Source organism: Candidatus Binatus sp., assembly GCF_030646925.1.
Lineage (GTDB): Bacteria > Desulfobacterota > Binatia > Binatales > Binataceae > Binatus.
Map to the genome: position 1 here is coordinate 1 of NZ_JAUSKL010000103.1, position 18,011 is coordinate 18,011.

The 18,011-nt window shown below is 60.9% G+C and carries 19 protein-coding genes; 9 read left to right on the forward strand and 10 right to left on the reverse strand.

Annotation, left to right across the window (positions count from 1 at the left end; genetic code table 11):
• The 5 genes from Q7S58_RS17865 to Q7S58_RS17885 form a co-directional block, all read right to left on the reverse strand.
• The coding region (locus tag Q7S58_RS17865) for a rhodanese-like domain-containing protein (RefSeq protein WP_370655539.1) at window positions 1-531 on the reverse strand (531 nt) is incomplete at its 3' end.
• A 259-nt stretch (window positions 532-790) separates the two neighbouring features.
• Complete coding sequence (locus tag Q7S58_RS17870; protein ID WP_304829059.1) at window positions 791-1,984, reverse strand: acyl-CoA dehydrogenase family protein; 1,194 nt, start codon at window positions 1,982-1,984, stop codon at window positions 791-793.
• A gap of 173 nt (window positions 1,985-2,157) precedes the next feature.
• Window positions 2,158-2,625: a cysteine dioxygenase family protein gene (locus Q7S58_RS17875; RefSeq protein ID WP_304829062.1), complete on the reverse strand. Its 468-nt coding sequence runs from the start codon at window positions 2,623-2,625 to the stop codon at window positions 2,158-2,160.
• 116 nt (window positions 2,626-2,741) lie between these two features.
• A complete protein-coding gene (locus Q7S58_RS17880; protein ID WP_304829065.1) occupies window positions 2,742-2,948 on the reverse strand; it encodes a hypothetical protein in 207 nt (68 codons plus the stop codon).
• Window positions 2,949-3,149: 201 nt separating this feature from the next.
• Window positions 3,150-3,458 carry a hypothetical protein gene (locus Q7S58_RS17885; RefSeq protein WP_304829068.1) on the reverse strand — a complete coding sequence of 103 codons (309 nt, stop codon included), beginning with the start codon at window positions 3,456-3,458 and terminating at the stop codon, window positions 3,150-3,152.
• A 198-nt stretch (window positions 3,459-3,656) separates the two neighbouring features.
• Between Q7S58_RS17885 and Q7S58_RS17890 the strand changes: the two genes are divergently transcribed.
• The 3 genes from Q7S58_RS17890 (at window position 3,657) to Q7S58_RS17900 (ending at window position 5,670) form a co-directional block, all read left to right on the forward strand.
• Window positions 3,657-4,703, forward strand: a complete 1,047-nt coding sequence (locus Q7S58_RS17890; RefSeq protein ID WP_304829071.1) for an LLM class flavin-dependent oxidoreductase — start codon at window positions 3,657-3,659, stop codon at window positions 4,701-4,703.
• A 16-nt stretch (window positions 4,704-4,719) separates the two neighbouring features.
• A complete protein-coding gene (locus tag Q7S58_RS17895; protein WP_304829074.1) occupies window positions 4,720-5,247 on the forward strand; it encodes an MBL fold metallo-hydrolase in 528 nt (175 codons plus the stop codon).
• 120 nt (window positions 5,248-5,367) lie between these two features.
• Window positions 5,368-5,670 carry an MBL fold metallo-hydrolase gene (locus tag Q7S58_RS17900; RefSeq protein WP_304829077.1) on the forward strand — a complete coding sequence of 101 codons (303 nt, stop codon included), beginning with the start codon at window positions 5,368-5,370 and terminating at the stop codon, window positions 5,668-5,670.
• Window positions 5,671-5,809: 139 nt separating this feature from the next.
• Here Q7S58_RS17900 and Q7S58_RS17905 read toward each other — a convergent pair whose 3' ends face one another.
• Window positions 5,810-6,688, reverse strand: coding sequence for a hypothetical protein (locus Q7S58_RS17905; RefSeq protein WP_304829080.1), 879 nt, complete (start codon window positions 6,686-6,688; stop codon window positions 5,810-5,812).
• A 36-nt stretch (window positions 6,689-6,724) separates the two neighbouring features.
• On the reverse strand, window positions 6,725-7,348 hold the full coding sequence (locus Q7S58_RS17910; protein ID WP_304829083.1) for a DsbA family protein: 624 nt from the start codon (window positions 7,346-7,348) through the stop codon (window positions 6,725-6,727).
• Between the two features lie 338 nt (window positions 7,349-7,686).
• On the opposite strand from Q7S58_RS17910, the gene Q7S58_RS17915 reads away from it, so the two are divergent.
• From Q7S58_RS17915 to Q7S58_RS17940, 6 genes are all read left to right on the forward strand, one after another.
• Window positions 7,687-8,517 (forward strand): TauD/TfdA family dioxygenase, encoded by an 831-nt coding sequence (locus tag Q7S58_RS17915; protein ID WP_304829086.1) that lies wholly within the window; start codon window positions 7,687-7,689, stop codon window positions 8,515-8,517.
• Between the two features lie 105 nt (window positions 8,518-8,622).
• Entirely contained in the window at window positions 8,623-10,194 is a 1,572-nt protein-coding gene (locus Q7S58_RS17920) for an acyl-CoA carboxylase subunit beta (protein WP_304829089.1), read from the forward strand.
• Window positions 10,195-10,231: 37 nt separating this feature from the next.
• Window positions 10,232-11,437, forward strand: a complete 1,206-nt coding sequence (locus tag Q7S58_RS17925; RefSeq protein WP_304829092.1) for a CaiB/BaiF CoA-transferase family protein — start codon at window positions 10,232-10,234, stop codon at window positions 11,435-11,437.
• A 27-nt stretch (window positions 11,438-11,464) separates the two neighbouring features.
• Window positions 11,465-12,760: an NtaA/DmoA family FMN-dependent monooxygenase gene (locus Q7S58_RS17930; RefSeq protein WP_304829095.1), complete on the forward strand. Its 1,296-nt coding sequence runs from the start codon at window positions 11,465-11,467 to the stop codon at window positions 12,758-12,760.
• Window positions 12,761-12,863: 103 nt separating this feature from the next.
• Window positions 12,864-13,745 (forward strand): hypothetical protein, encoded by an 882-nt coding sequence (locus Q7S58_RS17935; protein ID WP_304829099.1) that lies wholly within the window; start codon window positions 12,864-12,866, stop codon window positions 13,743-13,745.
• On the forward strand, window positions 13,746-14,873 hold the full coding sequence (locus tag Q7S58_RS17940) for an LLM class flavin-dependent oxidoreductase (RefSeq protein ID WP_304829102.1): 1,128 nt from the start codon (window positions 13,746-13,748) through the stop codon (window positions 14,871-14,873).
• Window positions 14,874-14,913: 40 nt separating this feature from the next.
• Here the strand turns inward: Q7S58_RS17940 and Q7S58_RS17945 are convergent, their stop codons facing one another.
• Genes Q7S58_RS17945 through Q7S58_RS17955 form a run of 3 tightly spaced genes read right to left on the reverse strand, consistent with a single transcriptional unit; the run spans window position 14,914 to window position 17,988 of the window.
• Window positions 14,914-15,900, reverse strand: a complete 987-nt coding sequence (locus Q7S58_RS17945) for an electron transfer flavoprotein subunit alpha/FixB family protein (protein ID WP_304829105.1) — start codon at window positions 15,898-15,900, stop codon at window positions 14,914-14,916.
• 13 nt (window positions 15,901-15,913) lie between these two features.
• Window positions 15,914-16,729: an electron transfer flavoprotein subunit beta/FixA family protein gene (locus Q7S58_RS17950; protein WP_304829108.1), complete on the reverse strand. Its 816-nt coding sequence runs from the start codon at window positions 16,727-16,729 to the stop codon at window positions 15,914-15,916.
• 11 nt (window positions 16,730-16,740) lie between these two features.
• Window positions 16,741-17,988 (reverse strand): molybdopterin-dependent oxidoreductase, encoded by a 1,248-nt coding sequence (locus tag Q7S58_RS17955; RefSeq protein WP_304829111.1) that lies wholly within the window; start codon window positions 17,986-17,988, stop codon window positions 16,741-16,743.
• Window positions 17,989-18,011 lie beyond the last annotated feature (23 nt).

Genomic DNA, 18,011 nt, shown 5'->3' on the forward strand with positions numbered 1-18,011 from the left:
ACGCGCAATCTCTCCAATCGGCGCGCTCCGTGCGCCGGGGAGATGCGAGGCCTCGAACTCGGAGTATGGGCGCGAGTCGAGAACGAGCACTGGCTCGCCGCGCTCGATCATCTTATGAAGCACGTCCACCGTCAGTTCGGGAATGTTCTCCTGCACGAGAAGGCGTTCTCCATAGTCCTTGCCGGTTAGCGACCAGCCCCCGTAGGTCTCACCGCCCGCACGCTTCCACGCCTCGAGTCCGCCGGCCAGAATGCTGACCTGCGAGTAGCCCAACTGCTGCGCCGTTGCGGCCGCCAGCGCCGAGCGTTGGCCGTCGTCGCACATTAGCACCAGTCTGACGCTGCGATCTGGAACGAGGAACGGCAGATATTTTTCGAGGCTGCCGCGCGCGATATGCCGCGCTCCCAGAATCTGCCCGAGCGCGAACTCGCCCCATTCGCGGACATCGATCAAGGCAAACGCCCGGTCGGAACGCATTAGCTCCTGAAGTTGGTCAGCGCCGATCGTTTCTGCCATGATTCGCCGGCTCATCGATGCGGAATAGCACACTGGACTCGACGGTACCAGACATTTGACGATGGTACCGGTGCGATGTCATCACCGATCACAAAAATGTGTCCAGAACAGGCTACGCGCAACAGTTGCCCCGAGGCGCGAGGAGATTCATCGGCTGGACAGCGTTACAGCCGCCGGTCGATGAAGCGGTGCACTGCGACCGCCGGCGAGGCTATCTATCGATGAGAAGCTTTCCCGCCGAAGCTTTCCCTCTCAATTGTAGAGTCCGCTGAAGCTAACCCTTTGGAAGTCCGAGCACTCTTTCGCCTATGATGTTGTGCTGAATCTCGCTGGTGCCGCCCGCGATGGTGTACTGCCGCGAACTGAGCACGCGATTAAACCATCGCGGCGCGTCGGGAACCTCTGCGGTCGTCTCGTTCATCAACGCATACTCACCCAGCATTTCGGTGGCGAAGCTGGCGATGCGGACACCCAGCTCCGAGCTGAACAGCTTGAGGATTGACCCCTCGGGCCCAGGCGGCTGGCCCTTGAGCCGCCGTGTCAGGCCGCGCATCCCGGTGTAATGCACGGCTTCGCATTCGATCATGAACTGCGCGAGGCGCTGACGCACCCACTCGAGCTCCCATGCGACCCGCCCGCTGATGCGCACCACCTTCGCGAGCTCGGCCAGCCGCCGCACCTGCGAGGTGTGACCCCCGCCGCCGGCGCCCCCCGCGCGCTCGAACATCAACGTCGTCATCGCGACCTTCCAGCCCTCGTTCATCGGGCCAACCAGGTTTTCCTTCGGCACCTGCACATTCTCGAAGAAGACCTCGTTGAAATGCGCATGGCCGTTCATCAGCACCAGCGGGCGCACCACGACGCCGGGGCTGTGCATATCGAGCAGCAGGTAGCTGATACCACGATGCTTGGGCGCGGTGGGATCGGTGCGCGCAAGCAGGAACATCATGTCGGCATAGTGCGCGCCGGAGGTCCATATTTTTTGTCCATTGACGATGAAGTAGTCGCCGCGATCCTCCGCGCGCGTCGAGAGGCCCGCGAGATCGGAGCCGGCGCCGGGTTCGGAATAGCCCTGACACCAGACATAATCGGCACTGAGAATCCGCGGCAGAAATTTTTGCTTCTGACTCTCGGTGCCCCAATGCATCATCGTCGGACCGCATAGCCCGACGCCCATATAGCCGGGGAGCACAGGCGCACGCGCGCGGCTGTACTCCTCGTCGAAGATGATTTGCTCGATCAACGGCGCCGCGCGCCCACCGTACTGCTTCGGCCACGAGAGTCCGACCCATCCGGCGGCCGCGAGCTTGCGCTGCCACGCGCGGCGCTTTTCAAAGACCTCGCGATTGGGCGCGACGCGCTCATCCATCGCGTCATCGACTTTGAGATCTTCGGGGAGGTTGCTCTTGAGCCAAGCGCGAACTTCGCTACGGAACTGTTCCTGCGCCGGTGTGTATTCAAAATCCATCGCTCACCTCACTCCGGATCTTTCCTCACGGATTTCATCGGATGTCTCTTCAAGAAAACCGGTTCCTGCGCACTTGGTTCGGCATTGGTCTTGGTGCGAGTTTTGGTACGCGCTGCCGGTAAGCCCCATAGGATAGGAGGGCATTGCCGCCGTTAGCCGACCGGCTATTTTTGTCATTGCGCCATGAGCTGGCGAGCGTAGTCCATAATGAGTTTGAAATCGTACGGGTGTTCCTCGAACGTGAACGGATTCCACACACTGCGGTTCGAAGTGTCGAGAAAGTCCCCGCCATAGACATGGATCGCGAGCATGGGCCGGTCGGAGGGATTTTCGATAGCGTGAACAGCGTCTTCGCCCAGCACCACGGTATCGCCAGTTTTCAGGTCTTTCCCGCCGGCCTTCTCGAGAGTTTTGCCGCTGCGACGGTAAAAGGTGTTGTTCTCCTGGCCGTCGCAGACGCCGATCACCGCCCACATGTGATGATTATGCGGCGGCGTTTTGAACTTGGGCGGTACCGCGGCCTTCAGGATCGTAAGGGTCGGCGAGCGAAAATAAATCATATCGCCCACTTTGGCTCCCGCGATGTCTTTGCCTTGGGCCACGCTCTCGAGCGCCTGCTTGACGCTGGCGGGATCGCGCATCGCTTCGGCCAGCAACTCCTTGACGGCAGACGCGGGCTTGCCTTTGCAGGACTCAATGAATTGATCGAGGTTATACATGGTTCGGCACTCCTTGCTGTGAGTATTGTCGATCCCGGCTATTGCAGTTTGGACATCGTGGCCTGAGCCGCTTTTCTCCCCTCCGCGCTGCGCAGCCAGGAGATGAAGTCGGTACGATTGCGGGCGCGGAACATCTCGCCGCCGAACACCTCGAGCCAGAAGGAAAGCGGTTTGAGGTGCTTCTGGAAGTCCGGGTTAAACTTCGTCCATTTGCGCGCGTGCTCTTCCGACCGGAAGAGATTCATCCCCGCTCAGCGAAAGGGCCGGTCTTCCGGCGCGCCGCCTACCGCACTGTAGGCATAGCCCACGATCGTCGCCGGTTGTAACGAGAGCACCTGTTCGTCTCGCATCTCGACAACGATCGGCTCTCCGCAATCCAGACATGGCGCATCGACCCGCACCCGCTTGCTCGGAAATAGCCAGCGTACCGCCAGCGCTTCAAACCCTCACTGGGCGAACCATTTCTGCTGGCCGTCGATAGTTATCCGGTACTGCGTAGGCTGGTTGTTAAAGGGCGGGAACGAGGCGATGTAGTCGGTTTGCGGATGGAGCCAGCCCGGGACGCCTGCGTTCATCAGGTCGGCGATGACTTGACGCCCCTCCTCGATGCCAACGCCCAGGTCTCCAGCCAGCTCGGTGTAGTGAGGCGCCTGGCCGGTACTGATAAAGTGTTGCATGATATTGTGAAACGCGCGATCGAGTATGCCAACGTCGGTCATGATGGTTTCCTTCTCCGAACGGATCGAGTCGTCCACTCTGGCAAGGTGGAGCGCACCGGCAACGAGGCGCTAATGATGGTACTACTTAAATTCAGTCAGTACCGCAACCGATTTGGGTGAAACAAAACGGGACGCAAACTTGCCGAGACCACACCTCTCTGTTATTCGAGCGGTCGAAGCGCTCGGCCACGCGATTGGGGCGGGCTAATTCGATCGAACCTCGGGAGTGTCATTATGCGCTTCGGCCTATTCACTCTCTTCGATTTTTTCCCCGAAAGACAAAACGAAGCTGACTACTATCGCAGGACGCTTGAACTGATCAGCCAGGCCGATGCGTCAGGCATAGACTCGGTGTGGGTAGGCGAGGAACACTTTTACTCTTTCGGTATCTGCCCGCGGCCTGCGGTCTTTCTTAGTGCCGTTGCACAGCGCACTCGCCGGATTCGCCTGGGCACGGCAGTCAGCCTGCTGCCGTTTGATAATCCGGTGCGCACCGCCGAAGACTTTGCGATGCTCGACATAGTGAGCGGCGGGCGGGTGGACTTCGGCGTCGGCCGCGGCCTCATCCCCGCGCATTTCGCGGGTTTTGCCGTCGAGCCGGCGGAAAGCCGGGCGCGGATGAACGAGGCGCTCGAAGTGATCGCCAAGGCGTGGACGCAGCAACGCTTCTCTCACGAGGGCCGCTTCTATCGTTACCCGGAGCTGTCCTTGTCGCCGAAGCCTCTCCAGCGGCCCCATCCCCCAATCTGGGTGGGAGTGACTAGTCCGGAGTCGTTCGAGCACGCGGGCGTCACCGGACAGAATGTTATGATCGTGCCGTTTCTCAGCGGTCCTTTTCCGCGGGTTAAGGAACGAGTTCAACGCTATCGCACGTTACTGCGCGAGCACGGCCATGATTCCACGCAGGTCAAGAGCATGTTCGTGTTTTTCCTGTTCGTCGATCCTGAATATCAGACTGCGCTCAGCGAAGCGCGGGAGGTCAGCGGTCGCTACATCAAGCTGGTACGCAATTATCTTGCAGCTCCCAAGGACGCACCTCACGCGGTGAAAGAGCAGTTCAATCTGGCTTTGCAGTACATCGATCGCGTTACCGACGAAATCGAAGAACGGGCGATCGTCGGCACCCCCGCCGATTGCCGCCGCCGCATCGAGGAGTTGCGCCGCGAATTCGGCATCGAGCACCTCGCCTTTTACCTGCACGCAGGTGCGCGCGACATGGATCGGGCCGGCCGCGCGCTCGAGCTGTTTTCGCGCGAGGTGGCTCCATACTTCCGTGAGTAGGAGGAACGACGCGCCGATGTCACACGAGACGATTAATCTGAAAGAGGCGGACGCGGTTGAGATCACCACGGTACTCGACAACACCTGCGACATGCTCCTAGCCGGCAGCCCGACTGTGCGGCGCGCGTCGCCAGGCGAGAAGGTCGGGCGCAAGGTCCTGGTTGCCGAGCACGGGTTCTCCGCGGTGGTAAAAGTAACGGCCGGGAATACCTCGGAGTCACTGCTGTTCGATGCAGGACTGAGCCGCGGGGGCCTGATGCACAATCTCGACGTGCTCGAGATCAAACCTGCGGAAATGCATGCGGTGGTGTTGAGCCATGGCCATATCGATCACACCAACGGGCTAACCGGTATGTTGAACCGTCTGGGGTCTCGCCGCATGCCGCTGCTGCTGCATCCGGACGCCTTGTTGAATCGCAAGGTGGTGCTGCCGGACGGCCATGAGATGCATCTGCCGCCGCCGAACCCGCGCGCGTGCGCCACGAAGGCGTCGAGCTTATGGAGGAGGCCGGGCCGTCATCGATGCTGGGAGGGCTGGTCCTGATTACCGGTCAAATCCATCGCACCACCGACTTCGAGACCGGCTTTCCGCTCCACTGGGCCAACCGGGGGAAAAAATGGGAACGCGATCCCTTGATTCATGACGATCAGGCGGTGGTTGTTAATGTCAAGTCGAAAGGGTCTGGTGATTCTCACGGGATGCGGCCATGCGGGCGCGATTAACACCGTGCGCCAGGCGCAGGCGCTCACCGGCGTCGAGCGGGTACATGCGATCATAGGAGGATTTCATCTGTCCGGGCCGCTCTTCGAGCCGATCATTGCGCCGACCGTGGCCGCGCTTGAAAGCCTCCAGCCGGAACTTATCGTTCCCGCCCACTGCACGGGATGGAAAGCAGTCCACGCTATCGCCCGCGCGCTACCCCAGGCATTCGTGCAAAATAGCGTGGGTACGCGCTTCGTGCTTTGAAACGCGCGGCTACGCAATCACGCGTGAGTCGAATGTAGGCGCTATATAGAGACTTTAGAAGCAGTGTGGAAGGCGGCCTGATACAGGCGGAATCCGCTCTGAATCAAGCCGCCAATCTCATCTTCAGTTCCGAATGGTCTTATGAGCGAAGCGCCTCCGGCCAGTAGGATTCCTCGATACCGATCTGCCGGTAGATATGGCGGGTTCGGGCGGGCAGGTCGATCGGCCACTCGAGCATCGCGCGACTCAACCCCAGTTTGTTAATCGCGAAGTTTTCAAGCGAGGCGAGGTCGGCCGTGCGCATCAACGGAAAAAGCTGCTCGTTGTCGGCGATCAACTGGCGCTTCTTGCGTTCCTGTTCTGCGCGCGGACCGCTGTTGAGATACTCGCGCATCGCCGGAAAGAGGAAAGACAGATGGCCCGCTTCCTGCTCGATCTCGTGCGGCCCCCATGCGCTCAGCACCGGGTCGAGACCCAACAGCACGTTGTAGATGCCGCCATCCTCGGCCGAATAGGCTTCCGTGTGCAGACCGACCACGGCGAAAAACCCGCCAAGGTCTCGCTCCAGGATGCGCTTTTCGTCCGGAGGAACAAGCGTCGCGCTACCATCGACACCGTTCCAGTAGTTCACATTGCTGTATCTGCATCCTCGGGTGATAAACGAGGCGGCGTGCTGCATATCCTCGTAAGCCTGCTTGAGGATGCAGGCACGCCACGCAACCGGCATTTCGTGATGGGTAGCCGCATAGCTGCAACCAAGCACGATATGCTGCATCTCACCCCATCCCACCGCGCCCAACATTCGTCCGAATTGCTGCTTGCGCTCGGCATCCCATTCATCGACGGCCACGGCGGGCTGCTGTTGCAGCCGCTCGCTGGCGGCCAGCCAGCGACGGCGCCAACTCGGATCGGCGGCCACCACCTCTGGCACTTCGGCGGGAACTTCTGGAAAGGCGCTTTCGCAATACTCCACATCTTTGCGCAGCAGACCGGGCAATGCTTCGTTCAAATCAAACACTTGCGACCTCCTAGACATTATGCGAATGACGTGACGTTACTTCGCGGCGCCTGTTCTCGTGACGTAGCGCCTCATTATTTCGCGCATCATTTCCTCGCTCTGAGCGCCAGTGAACGAATATTCACCGAGGAAAAACGCCGGCACACCGCTGACGCCAAGTTGATGAGCCAAGCGGGTGTCGCGATTCAGCTTCTCCGCATAGCGCCGGGATTCGAGCGCGCGATCTAACTCTGAGCGGTCCAATCCCACATCGGTCGCCAGATCGCCCAGCACCGCTTGCATTCCGATGTTCAGTCCCTCGCTGAAGTACGCCCGGAAAACACGTTCATCAAATGCGCCGCCCTTGCCGTTCTCCCGCGCGAACTCGGCCGCCTCGAGCGCCAAACGCGAGTTAGCAAGAACCTCGGGCGCTTTCATCGTGACGCCGGCAGCCTCGGCCAGCTCTTGAATATGCGTCCAAATCACGCGGCGCGCTTGCGGATCCATCATGCGCGGGTGCTTCGAGAGTGGCAGCCCCTCGGCCGGCCATTCCGGATGGATCTGGAAGCCGCGCAGCTCAAGTTCAAAGCCAAACTCCGGTCGAAGCTTGCGCACGGTCTCGAAGCCGATATAGCAAAAGGGGCAAATGAAATCCGAGAACATTCGAAGCCTGAAAGCCATTGTCCTTTTGACCTCCGGAAAAATATAAAACTGCGCGTCTGGACCCCCTCAAAATTCAGCCCTCGGCAGCTCGACGCGAGACCGCGTAGAGCCATGTACTCTTCGACACGGAATAGCACACTGGACTCGGCGGTACCAGATGTTTGACGGCAGTACCGGCGCAGTGGTAGGTTCGCCCTGATAGCTGCTATCTTAACGAACAAGCACTCGGTGGAGGTAACAGTAGTATGGGCGCGCAAAATGCAGTCGGCACGAGGTCCGCTTCGGATGTAATCGATCCTTCGAGCCTGATGAGCGGGCTTCGCATTGAGAACCTGCGGCTCCCTCGCGGAGTAACGGTGGAACGCACGGACGGTCCGTGCGGTACGATTTTGCGCGGCATCGACCTTGCCGACGATCTTACGGGGGATGTAATCAGTCTTATTCTCACCCTGTTTCATCATTCCGGAGTGCTGGTGATTCCCGGCCAAAATCGCCTTACGCCGCAGCGGCAGATGGAACTGACAGAATGGTTCGGACGGCCGTACAACCGCGACAGCGAGGGCGGGCTGGATGACATCCCTACGGTGGATGGCACACGGGTGCAGAACGTCTCGGGAGGCAGTGAGCTGGCGCCGCACAGCGACGTTCAGGATTACGCGATTCCGCCCGACGTGACCGTGCTGCACGGTCTCGAAGTACCGCCGGTTGAAGCGGGAGGCTGCACCCTCTTCGCCAACCTGTTTCAAGCCTACGATGAACTGGACGACGCGATGAAGGCGCGCGTCGAGCGGATGAGATGGAAGCCGGCGAGTACCTTGGCGACCGCTTACGGCGTCGGCATGCCGCAGGCGATCGAATACGTCGCCAAGCATGGCATGGGAGCCTTGGAGTCCGACGTAACGCATCCCGTCGTGCGTACGCATCCGGTCTCGGGCCGCAAGGCGCTGTGGGTTTCGACCTTCACCGTCAGGCTCGTCGGAATTGACGATCCCGTGGAAAACAAGCGGCTTATCGCCTTCCTCAAGGGGCACGTCACCCAGGACCATCTCTGGTACACGCATAAATGGGCGCAGCATGACGTAATCATGTGGGACAACCGCTGCGTGAATCATTGGCGCCAGAACTGGGACCACAAGTATCGGCGCATCATGCATCGCAGCCAGGCCGGGGGTTCGCGGCCTTTCTAAGGTTGCTGCCGGATCTGGTGACCAGCCTGCGGCGCTCGCTCATATTTGGAACAACGCGCCGCTCGATCGCAATGATGCTTTAGCTTGCTGACCGGGAGGTTCTGCGTGCGCGACGACCATTTGCGCCGGATTGCGGAAATCGAAACCGCGAGGAAAGTGGCGCTGGAAATGGGCGGCGTCGAGGCCATCGCGCGTCAGCACAAGCGCGGAAAGCTGACTTGCCGTGAGCGGCTCGACCTGTTGCTGGATCCCGGCAGCTTTATCGAGTACGGGATCCTAGCACAAAGCGTCGTCGAAGTGCCTGGTAGAACCGCAAAGGTCGCGATGGCCGGCGGCGTGGTGGTCGGGACCGGCTTGATCGAGGGACGCCGGGTATTCGTGCTCGCCGACGACGCAACCGTAGCCAGCGGCGCGCGCGGTGCAGCCGGCGGCCGCAAAAGTGGCCACGTCATTCATCTAGCCCTCAAGCAGCGCTTTCCGCTCATCTCGCTGCTCGAAGCATCCGCCGGGCGGGTGCAGGACATGATGGGTTCGCGCGCGTGGGCAGGTCTCGGATTCGATCCGCATACGACCGGTTTCGGTGCGATGGTAGATCTGTCGGGGGTCGTACCGATGGTGAGTGCGGCGATGGGCAATACGGTCGGCGGAGCCGCCTTCAACGCGATGCTTTCCGATTTTGTACCCATGGTGAAGGAGACCAGCTTCATGGCGGTCTCGGGACCGCCGGTCGTGCTGGGCGCGGTGGGTGAGCGGGTTTCCGCTCAGGATCTGGGTGGCGCCGAGGTGCATCTGGCCGAAACCGGGCAGGCCGATTACGGTGCCGAGAACGACCAAGATTGCATGCGCGTCATCCGCGAATATCTCGGCTACTTTCCTTCGAGCAGTTATGAACTGCCGCCGCTTCTCCCCACCGAAGACAGCGCCGAACGCCGCTGCGAACGCCTGCTGGACATAGTTCCGAGCAATCAGCGCCGGCCTTACGACATGTACGAAGTAATCGAAGACCTCGTCGATGACGGCCGCTACCTGCCGCTCAAGCGCGATTACGGCAGGAGCGTGATCACGTGCATGGCCCGCATCGATGGACATTCGGTTGGTATCGTCGCCTCGCAACCAATGCACATGGCGGGAGTGCTGGACCATACGGCGGCCTACAAGGCGATCCATTTCATGGACCTGTGCGACGCGTTCCACATCCCGCTGATTTTCCTGGTCGATTGCCCTGGCTTTATCGTCGGCAAAGATTGGGAAAAGCAATCGATGCTGAAGACGGTCGCGCGCGCACTCCATGTGCACCGGCGCCTGACGGTGCCGAAGATCACCGTCATTGTTCGCAAGGCTTATGGACTCGCGTACTGGATTCTGGGCGGCAAGGCGATGAATCCGGATGCGCTTGCCGCATGGCCCACGGCGTCGTTCAGCCTGATGGCGCCGGAACCAGCGATCAACGTGCTCTACGAGCAGGAAATCGCCGCCTCGCCCGATCCCGATCGCCGGCGCGCCGAACTGATGGAACTGTTCTCAGAGGAGTACGCACCTGACAACGCCGCCAAGGACTTTACCCTCGACGACATAATCGATCCGCGGGACACGCGTGGGTTTCTCGCTCGGTCGCTCGAGGTGCAGCTGAACTCAGCGCGACGAACAGCGCATTTCAAGCATCCGATCTGGCCATGAAGGCTGCTTGCCAGAAACACCGCCGGGGAACTCTTTGATGACGCAATCGATACAAGCACTCGATGACATCCGCATTCTTGACCTGACCCACTTCTACAATGGGCCTTACGCCACCCTGACGCTCGCGTTTTTGGGCGCCGAGGTCATCAAAGTGGAACCGCCGGGCCGTGGCGAAGCAGGCCGCGCCCTATACAAGGCGCCGGGTGCGGCCTTGGGACTGCCGTTTGCGATGATGAACTCGAACAAACGGTCAATCACGCTAAACATCAAGTCGGAGCGCGGCAAGGAGATTTTCAGGCGGCTGGTTTCGCGCTTCGACGTGGTCGTCGAAAATTTCAGCCTCGGCACGATGGCGGCTCTCGGGCTCGGCCACGAGAGTCTTATGGCGCTCAATCCGCGCCTGATCTACGCGAGCGGAACCGGCTACGGACTCTCGGGACCGTACAAATCCTATCCAGCTTTCGATCCTGTTGTTCAGGCGATGGGCGGAGTGCTGGGAGTCAGCGGCGAAGCTTCGGGACCGCCGATGAAGGCCGGCCCGGCGATCGTCGATATCTTGGGCGGGATTCATCTGGCCGCCGGAATTTTGGCCGCAATTCGCGAACGTGATCGCACCGGCAACGGGCTCCTGCTGGAAGTATCGCTGCATGACACGGTGATCCCGACCTTGACCACGCACGTCGGCGCCTACTTCGGTCTTGGCCTGCGTCAATTGCGCAATGGTAATCGGGCGCCCGGCTCCGCGGTGGCGCCATACAATGTCTATCCCGCGCGCGACGGCTATGTGCTGATCCTTGGTGGCGACGAGCCGCGATGGGTTCGGCTGTGCGCGCGGATGGGACGTCCGGAGCTGGCGCAGGACCCGCGCTTCTCCTCGCTTGCGGCGCGAGTCAAAAATCAGGACGCGCTCGACGCCACCATCGGCGAGTGGACCGCGACGGTTGCCAAAGAGGATCTGATGCAAGTGCTGAATGCCGACGACATATTCTGTGGCATCGTCAAGGAACTGCCCGAAGTCATGAGCGATCCGCATCTGCACGAGCGCGGCCTGCTGCGCGTAATCGAGCATCCGCTCCACGGACCCGTCACCGTTTTCACCTCGCCGCTCCGCCTTCACGGCGAGCCGGCCGAAATCCGCAGCCCCAGTCCCGCGCTCGGCGCCGACAATGAAGACTTTTACGCCTCCGAACTTGGTCTCACGCGCAGCGAGATTGCAGGTCTGCGCGACAGCGGAATTATTTGAATACCGCAAGATTTGCGGGAGAACGCGATGGCGAAAAAAATACATCTCACCGGTTTCATGCTGTTTGCGCCGGCGCCGCACATGATCATGTCGTGGGTCTATCCGCGCGAGAAGATCAAATACCAGTGGTACGAGATTGAGTACTGGGAACACATCGCGAAAACGCTCGAACGGGGAAAATTCGACATGTTCTTCTTCGCCGACGGTTGGGCCGGCGGAACCAGTCCCATCGGCGTTCGCTATGCGATCCAGTTTCCCAATCACGATCCAGTCAGCCTGGTGGCGTACCTCGCGGCGACGGTCAAGAAACTGGCCTTCGCGGTCACGATGTCCACGACCTTTTATGCGCCCTACATGCTGACGCGGAAGTTGTCCACCCTGGACCACATCACGAAGGGACGGATCGGGTGGAATATCGTTTCCTCGATCGGCGCGGCCGAGGCGCACAACTTCGGCATGGATTCGCTGCCGCCGCATGACGAACGCTACGATCGCGCCGACGAGTACATGGAGGTCTGCTACAAGCTCTGGGACAGTTGGGACGATGACGCGATGATGATGGATATGGAGCGCGGAATCTTCGCCGATCCCGACAAAATCCATCCCCTGAATTTCAAAGGTAAGTGGTACAAGGTGGAAGGGCCGATGACGGTAATCCCATCGCCGCAGCGCCGCCCGTATCTGTTTCAGGCCCGCTCGTCTGATCGAGGACGCGAGTTCGCCGCCCGGCACTCGGAGTGCATCTTCGCGAGCGCAATCGGAGTAGCGGGGATGCGCGAGTTTTGCGAGGACATCGCGGCGCGCGCGGACCGCTATGGCCGCAATCCGAAAGACATCAAGATCATCTGGGGCGCGCAGCCGCTGGTCGCGCCCAGCGAGTCGGACGCACGCGCCAAGATGCATGAAATCCGCGCCCGAATCCCGTTTGAAGCATCCTTGGCGCTGATGGGCGGGCATTTCGGGATCGATCTGTCCAAGGTCGATATCGACAAACCGGTCGGTGACATCGACGCACCGGGCACCAAAGGGATGCTTGACTCGTACCGCAAGGCCAATCCCAACGTCACCTTCCGCGAAATCGCCAAAACCTACCTGTCAGGAAGCGACGACAATCCGATGGTGGGCACGCCGAAGCAGGTCGCGGACTGCATGCAGTACTTGGTCGAGGAGGGCGGCGGCGACGGTTTTCAAATCACGCCCGCCTTTTATGCTCCCGATTACTTCGATGAACTGACCGATCAACTCGTCCCGGTGATTCGACGGCGCGGCGTTCTCCGCACCGAATACGAGGGCCGCACGCTGCGCGATTACATGACTCTCTAGAGCGGCGCGATTGTGGGACGTCGGAGCGGCCCGCGGCGCTGGACTTTCGCGATTCAATGCGGTACCAGCTATAGAATCTGAGTACCGTCGGAGGTTTTCGGAAATGGCATTTTCGCTGGAGCAAGCCGTTCCAATTCTGATGCGCAAGGAAATCGACTGGGCGGAAAAAAATTTCCCTGCTGTTCCGGAAAAAATCCCTGACGTGGTGGCAGAGGATCCCGGATGGCGCCGCCAATGGCTCAACACCAAGCGCTCGATCGATCAGGGCCAGGGCGCGCCCAAGCGTCCCAACGACCCCAAGCGCCGGCGCGACGTCGCGCACTACCTGGCGATGCTGGGGCATCTCGAATTCGAATTGATCGTGCTCGGATGCTCGTATGCCGCGCGCAACTACGAGATGCCAGCCGCCTGGAAGATGTGCATCCTCAAGCAGGGCTATGACGACATGCAGCACGCCGCCAGTTTCATCACGCGGGCGTCGCGCATGATCGAGGAAGACCTGTGGGCCGGGATTCCGGTTCCTTATCGCAAGAGTGTGGATCTCTATCGTCCGATTCTCCAGCGCGACCTCGGGGGATTCCTCGCGGCGGTCGGTCTTCACACTGAAGCCTATCCTGCGTGGACCAATTTGAGCGGTGGCGGCGCGATAACCGATCCGGTGATCGGCGCGTGGTCGCTGCACGAGATTGAAGAAGAAGCCTGGCATCTGACGTTCCTGATGCCGGCGATCAAGCAGTATCTGCATACCGGCACGGATGAGGAGCAGGATCGGCGAACGCGCCAGATGGTGGCCGATGACCAGTACTTCATCGAGCAGGCGGTGCAGCCGGCGTACAAAAACGCCAAGGAGTTCGCCGTCGGCCGTTTGGGCATGAACCCCGAAGTACTGTACGGCTATGAGCACCTGAACGAGCGAACGCAACATATCTACCGCACGATAGGAATCGAGGAGGGCTACTGGCCGGCGTACCTGAAGAATTCCTAGATGTCATCCGAGGTCGCGATATCGCGCCGCGCGCGGGTCGAAGCCCGCAACTTCATGGTCGGGCTGTTCATGCCCTCGATGAGCGGCGGATGGACGGTGTCGCGCGCAACGAATCTCGAATCGCATCGTTACCAGTTCCTGCGCAAGCTAGCGCTGATTGCCGACGCCTACCGGCTCGACTACGTGTTCATGGGGGGCGGCTACACGCCACCCACCGCAAACCCATTCCGGTTTCGCGACCGAATTACCGACGCGGTCTCGCTCGCCGCCGCCTTCGGGGCGCTCACCACCAACCCGATGGTGATTGCGACGATCCACATCCTTTATCGGCATGCACCGCTGTTCATCGCTAAACTCGCGGCCGGAATCGACGAGATCACGGGTGGAGGCTTCGGAATCAACTTGGTATGCGGCCTGAGCCCGGACGCGCCATCGGTGTTCGACATTCCCGATCTCGATCACGACGAGCGCTACGCCGCGGCCTCGGAGTTCGTGACGATCCTGCAGCGCCTATGGTCCTCCGATGAGCCGGTGAACTTCGACGGACGCTATTACAAGACGCACGGCGCATTTCTCGATACCAAGCCGGTGCAGAAGCCATGGCCGCTGTTGGTCAATGCGGGATTTTCGGAAGCGGGCAAGAACTTCGCCGCCGCGCAATGCGACTGGATTTTCATAATCTCGGACCGCCCGACGGATTACGATTCGGTCGCGCGGCGCGTCGCGGACATCAAGGCTCGTGCGGCGCGCGAAGGCCGCGAGGTCAAGGTCTGCATGCATCCCTACGTGATTTGCCGCGAGACCGAACGCGAGGTGCAGGAGGTCCGCGACCACATCGTCAGCAACGTCGATGCAGCGACGCTCGAACGCCAGTATCAAGCCTATATGGGTCCGCAGGCGATGACGCAGTCGCATCGGCAGACCCAGCGGGTGCGCGAGGATTTCATCTTTCTCGGCACTTTTCAGGTGTTCGGAACGCCTGCCCAGGTGGCGGACAAGCTTGTACGGCTCCGGCGCGCGGGCTGCGACGGCGTGCATCTGGTATTCTTCGATTGGGAAAACGACCTGAAGTTCTTCTGCGAGCGTGTGCTGCCTGTGATACGCAGCGAGACGGGCGATCGCGACTAGCGGCTGCTGTGACAGCGCGTCGCTATCGATGCCGGGTCCCTCACTTCGCGGTGCCGGAGTTCTTTAGATTTTCGATTAGAGCGGGAATGATTTCCTTGCAGTCGCCGACGATTCCGTACCGCGCGGCCTTGAAGATGAACGCTTCGGGATCGTTATTGATCGCCACGATGGTTTTTGCCCCGGCGCATCCGACCATGTGCTGGCTCGCGCCCGAGATGCCGATCGCCAGGTAGAGATCCGGCGACACGACGCGTCCCGTCAGGCCGATTTGGCGCGTATGCGGATACCATCCGAGGTCGCACGCCACCCGGCTCGCGCCGACTGAGGCGCCGAGCAGTTCAGCCAGTTCCTCGAGCATCCGAAAGCCCTCCTCGCCGTCGAGACCGCGTCCGCCGGCGACTACAATGCGGGCTGATTCGAGGGCGGCTTCGTTGCCGCCGCCATCGTTCTTAACAATTTGTTTGCGTGCGATGTAATCCGCCGAGAGTATCGCGATTTTGCCGATCGTTCCGCTGCGAGTCGCGTCTGCCGTCGCGATCTCCTGAGAGCCGCGCCGTACTGTTGCGACCAGCGGCGGCTTGCGAGTGGAGACCTCGCTCAGCAGCTTTCCGCCGTAGCAGGGGCGCAGCGCGATGAGGCGGCCGTCCCGCGGTGCGATCGCGACGCAATCCGTCGCGACGCCAGCGCGAAGTTTAAAGGCCAGCCGCGGCGCAACGTCCGCACCAAGCGAATCGTGCGCCATCAGGATCGCTGTGGGACGAAACTTTTCTGCGATTACCGCGAGGCACCTTGCGAGGACCTCGTCGTCGCAAGTGGATCCCTGCTCAGCGGCAATTACCGTGTCGGCGCCGTGCCGGATCAGCTCGTTTAGGATCGCATCGTTTTGATCTTCCGGCAGGAACGCGGTGACCGCGCCGCCCCCATGCTCGCATAGCTTGCGCGCGAGGCTGAGCAACTCCCGAGTCGCGGCCGACGGGGCATCTTCTTGCGTTCTCGCGAGCAGCAAGACTCCAGATTCCGAACTCATAAGTACCTGCCGGCTAGAGAATCCGCGCGTCGCGCAATCGTTCGACCAGGGTGGAAGCGATCTCGCGCGCCGAGTCCGCACCAATAAACTCGCATTGAACGTCGAAGCGGGGAGTGATGAAGCGTTCGATATCGACCATGGCGCCGGCTGCGCCCACGCTCTCCGCACCCAGCCCGATGTCGGCCGGCTTCCACACCGGAATCGTCTTTCTCCCCGCGCGCATCATCATGCGCAGAGACGGGTAGCGCGGAGTTCCGAGTTCGTTCGAGACCGTAACCAGCGCGGGCAGATCGGTCTCGACAGTCTCGGAACCCTCCGGCAGCGCCCGTTCAACCCGCAAGGTTCGGCCGGCAATCTCGACGCTGCGGGCCATCGTGATCGCCGCCAGTCCGAGCAACTCGGCGAGACCCGCGCCGACGATCCCGTAATCGAAGTCCGCCGCCTGACGCCCTGCTATGATCAGGTCGAATGGTTCGAGCTTGGCGATCGCCTTGCTCAATGCGAGCGCGGTGGCAAAGCTGTCGCTGCCCTCGAAGGCGGTGTCGCACAACAGGATCGCATCGTCGGCGCCCATCCCGAGCGCATGCTTGAGAACCTCGCGCGCAGACTCACGCCCGAGGCTGATCGCGGTGATCTTCACGCTGGCGCCGCCGGCACCCGCCGCGTCGCGAATCCTGAGCGCCGCTTCCAGCGCCTGCTCGTCGAACGGACTGATGAGTGATTTCACCGTCGCCGCGACGCTGAAAGAGCGCGCATCTTCGGCCACACGAATCGCCGACGCGGGCGCGTCCGGATCGGGAATTTGCTTGATCGGAACTACTATATGCATCCGAGCGCCGACTACTTGACCTCGACTTCGACCGGGACGATGCCGTCGAAGTGCTTGCGCTGAAAGTTCCACGGAATTTGTGGCTGCAATCGTCCGTGTTCGTCGGTCGCGCGCGCCATGATGCTATAACGGCCGGGCTGTTCGACCTCCCACGGGGCATAGAAGCGTACCCACAACCACTTTTCCCGCGGCTCTTCGATAGTCGCTTCGCGCCAGCTTGCTCCGCCGTCGGTGGAGACTTCGACGCGCACGATGCCGCCTTCGCCGCCCCACGCAAGCCCGCGGATCGCATGCTTACCCCTCGTCAGTTCGCCTTCCCGAGGCGTCGTAATCACCGATTTTACGCCGAGCGCGGTGCAAGGCTCGCGTTTCGGACTATCGGGCGAGTCCGCCATCACGAAGTACTGCGTCTGGTAGTAGCAATCGGGCATCCGGTTCATCACCTCGAGCTTCTCGAGCCACTTCACCCACCAATTTCCCGACCAGCCCGGAACCACCAGCCGGACCGGAGCCCCATGCACGTGCTGCAGCATCTCGCCGTTGTGCGCCCAAGCGAGGATCGTGTCAGGGTCGAGCGCCTTCTTCACGGGAAGGCCTTTGTCGTAGTTGATCAGACCGGGCTCCTCGACTTTGAAGTCGCGCCGTCCGGCGGAAAGATAGACCAGCATCGGATCCGGTTTGCCGGTATCAAAGCCCTGCGCGCGAATCGCCACCGCCTCGGGCTTGAGGCCGACCTCCTTCAACACGTCGCGCAGCGAGACGCCGGTGAATTCTCCGCCGCTGGCATAACCCGAAGTCGGGATGGCGATATCCATGCTCATGGACGCGCCTTTGTTCTGGCCAAGCTTGGCCAGTTCTTTGGCGATTTCGCTGAAGTCGCGTTCATCGAATCGCTCCGGTTTGCGGCGTCCTTCGTCGCGCAGATAGCTGAAAAATTCCGCGTCGTTGCCTGCGCACTCGGTGACTGCACGGACGGTGCGCGAAGGTAGATTGCGCAGATCGCGGAAGCTGAGTTCGAGCGGCTTTTCAACTTCGCCGGAGATCGACAGCGACCAGTCGTCGGGATGAATCGGCTCGGGCATGTCGAGCTGGGCGACGATGTACGACAGATCGGTGGGCGTGATCAGGCCTTCCAATTCCAACGCGGGACTCCGAGCCAGGATGGTGCGGCCCTGCTGATCCTTGCCCTCGACCAGCATCGCGCGTTTGCGGTCGGGCCAGCCTTTTATCCATTCGCCTTCAGTGTCGTGCTTGGCCATCGGATTAAAATCCTCCGTAAATT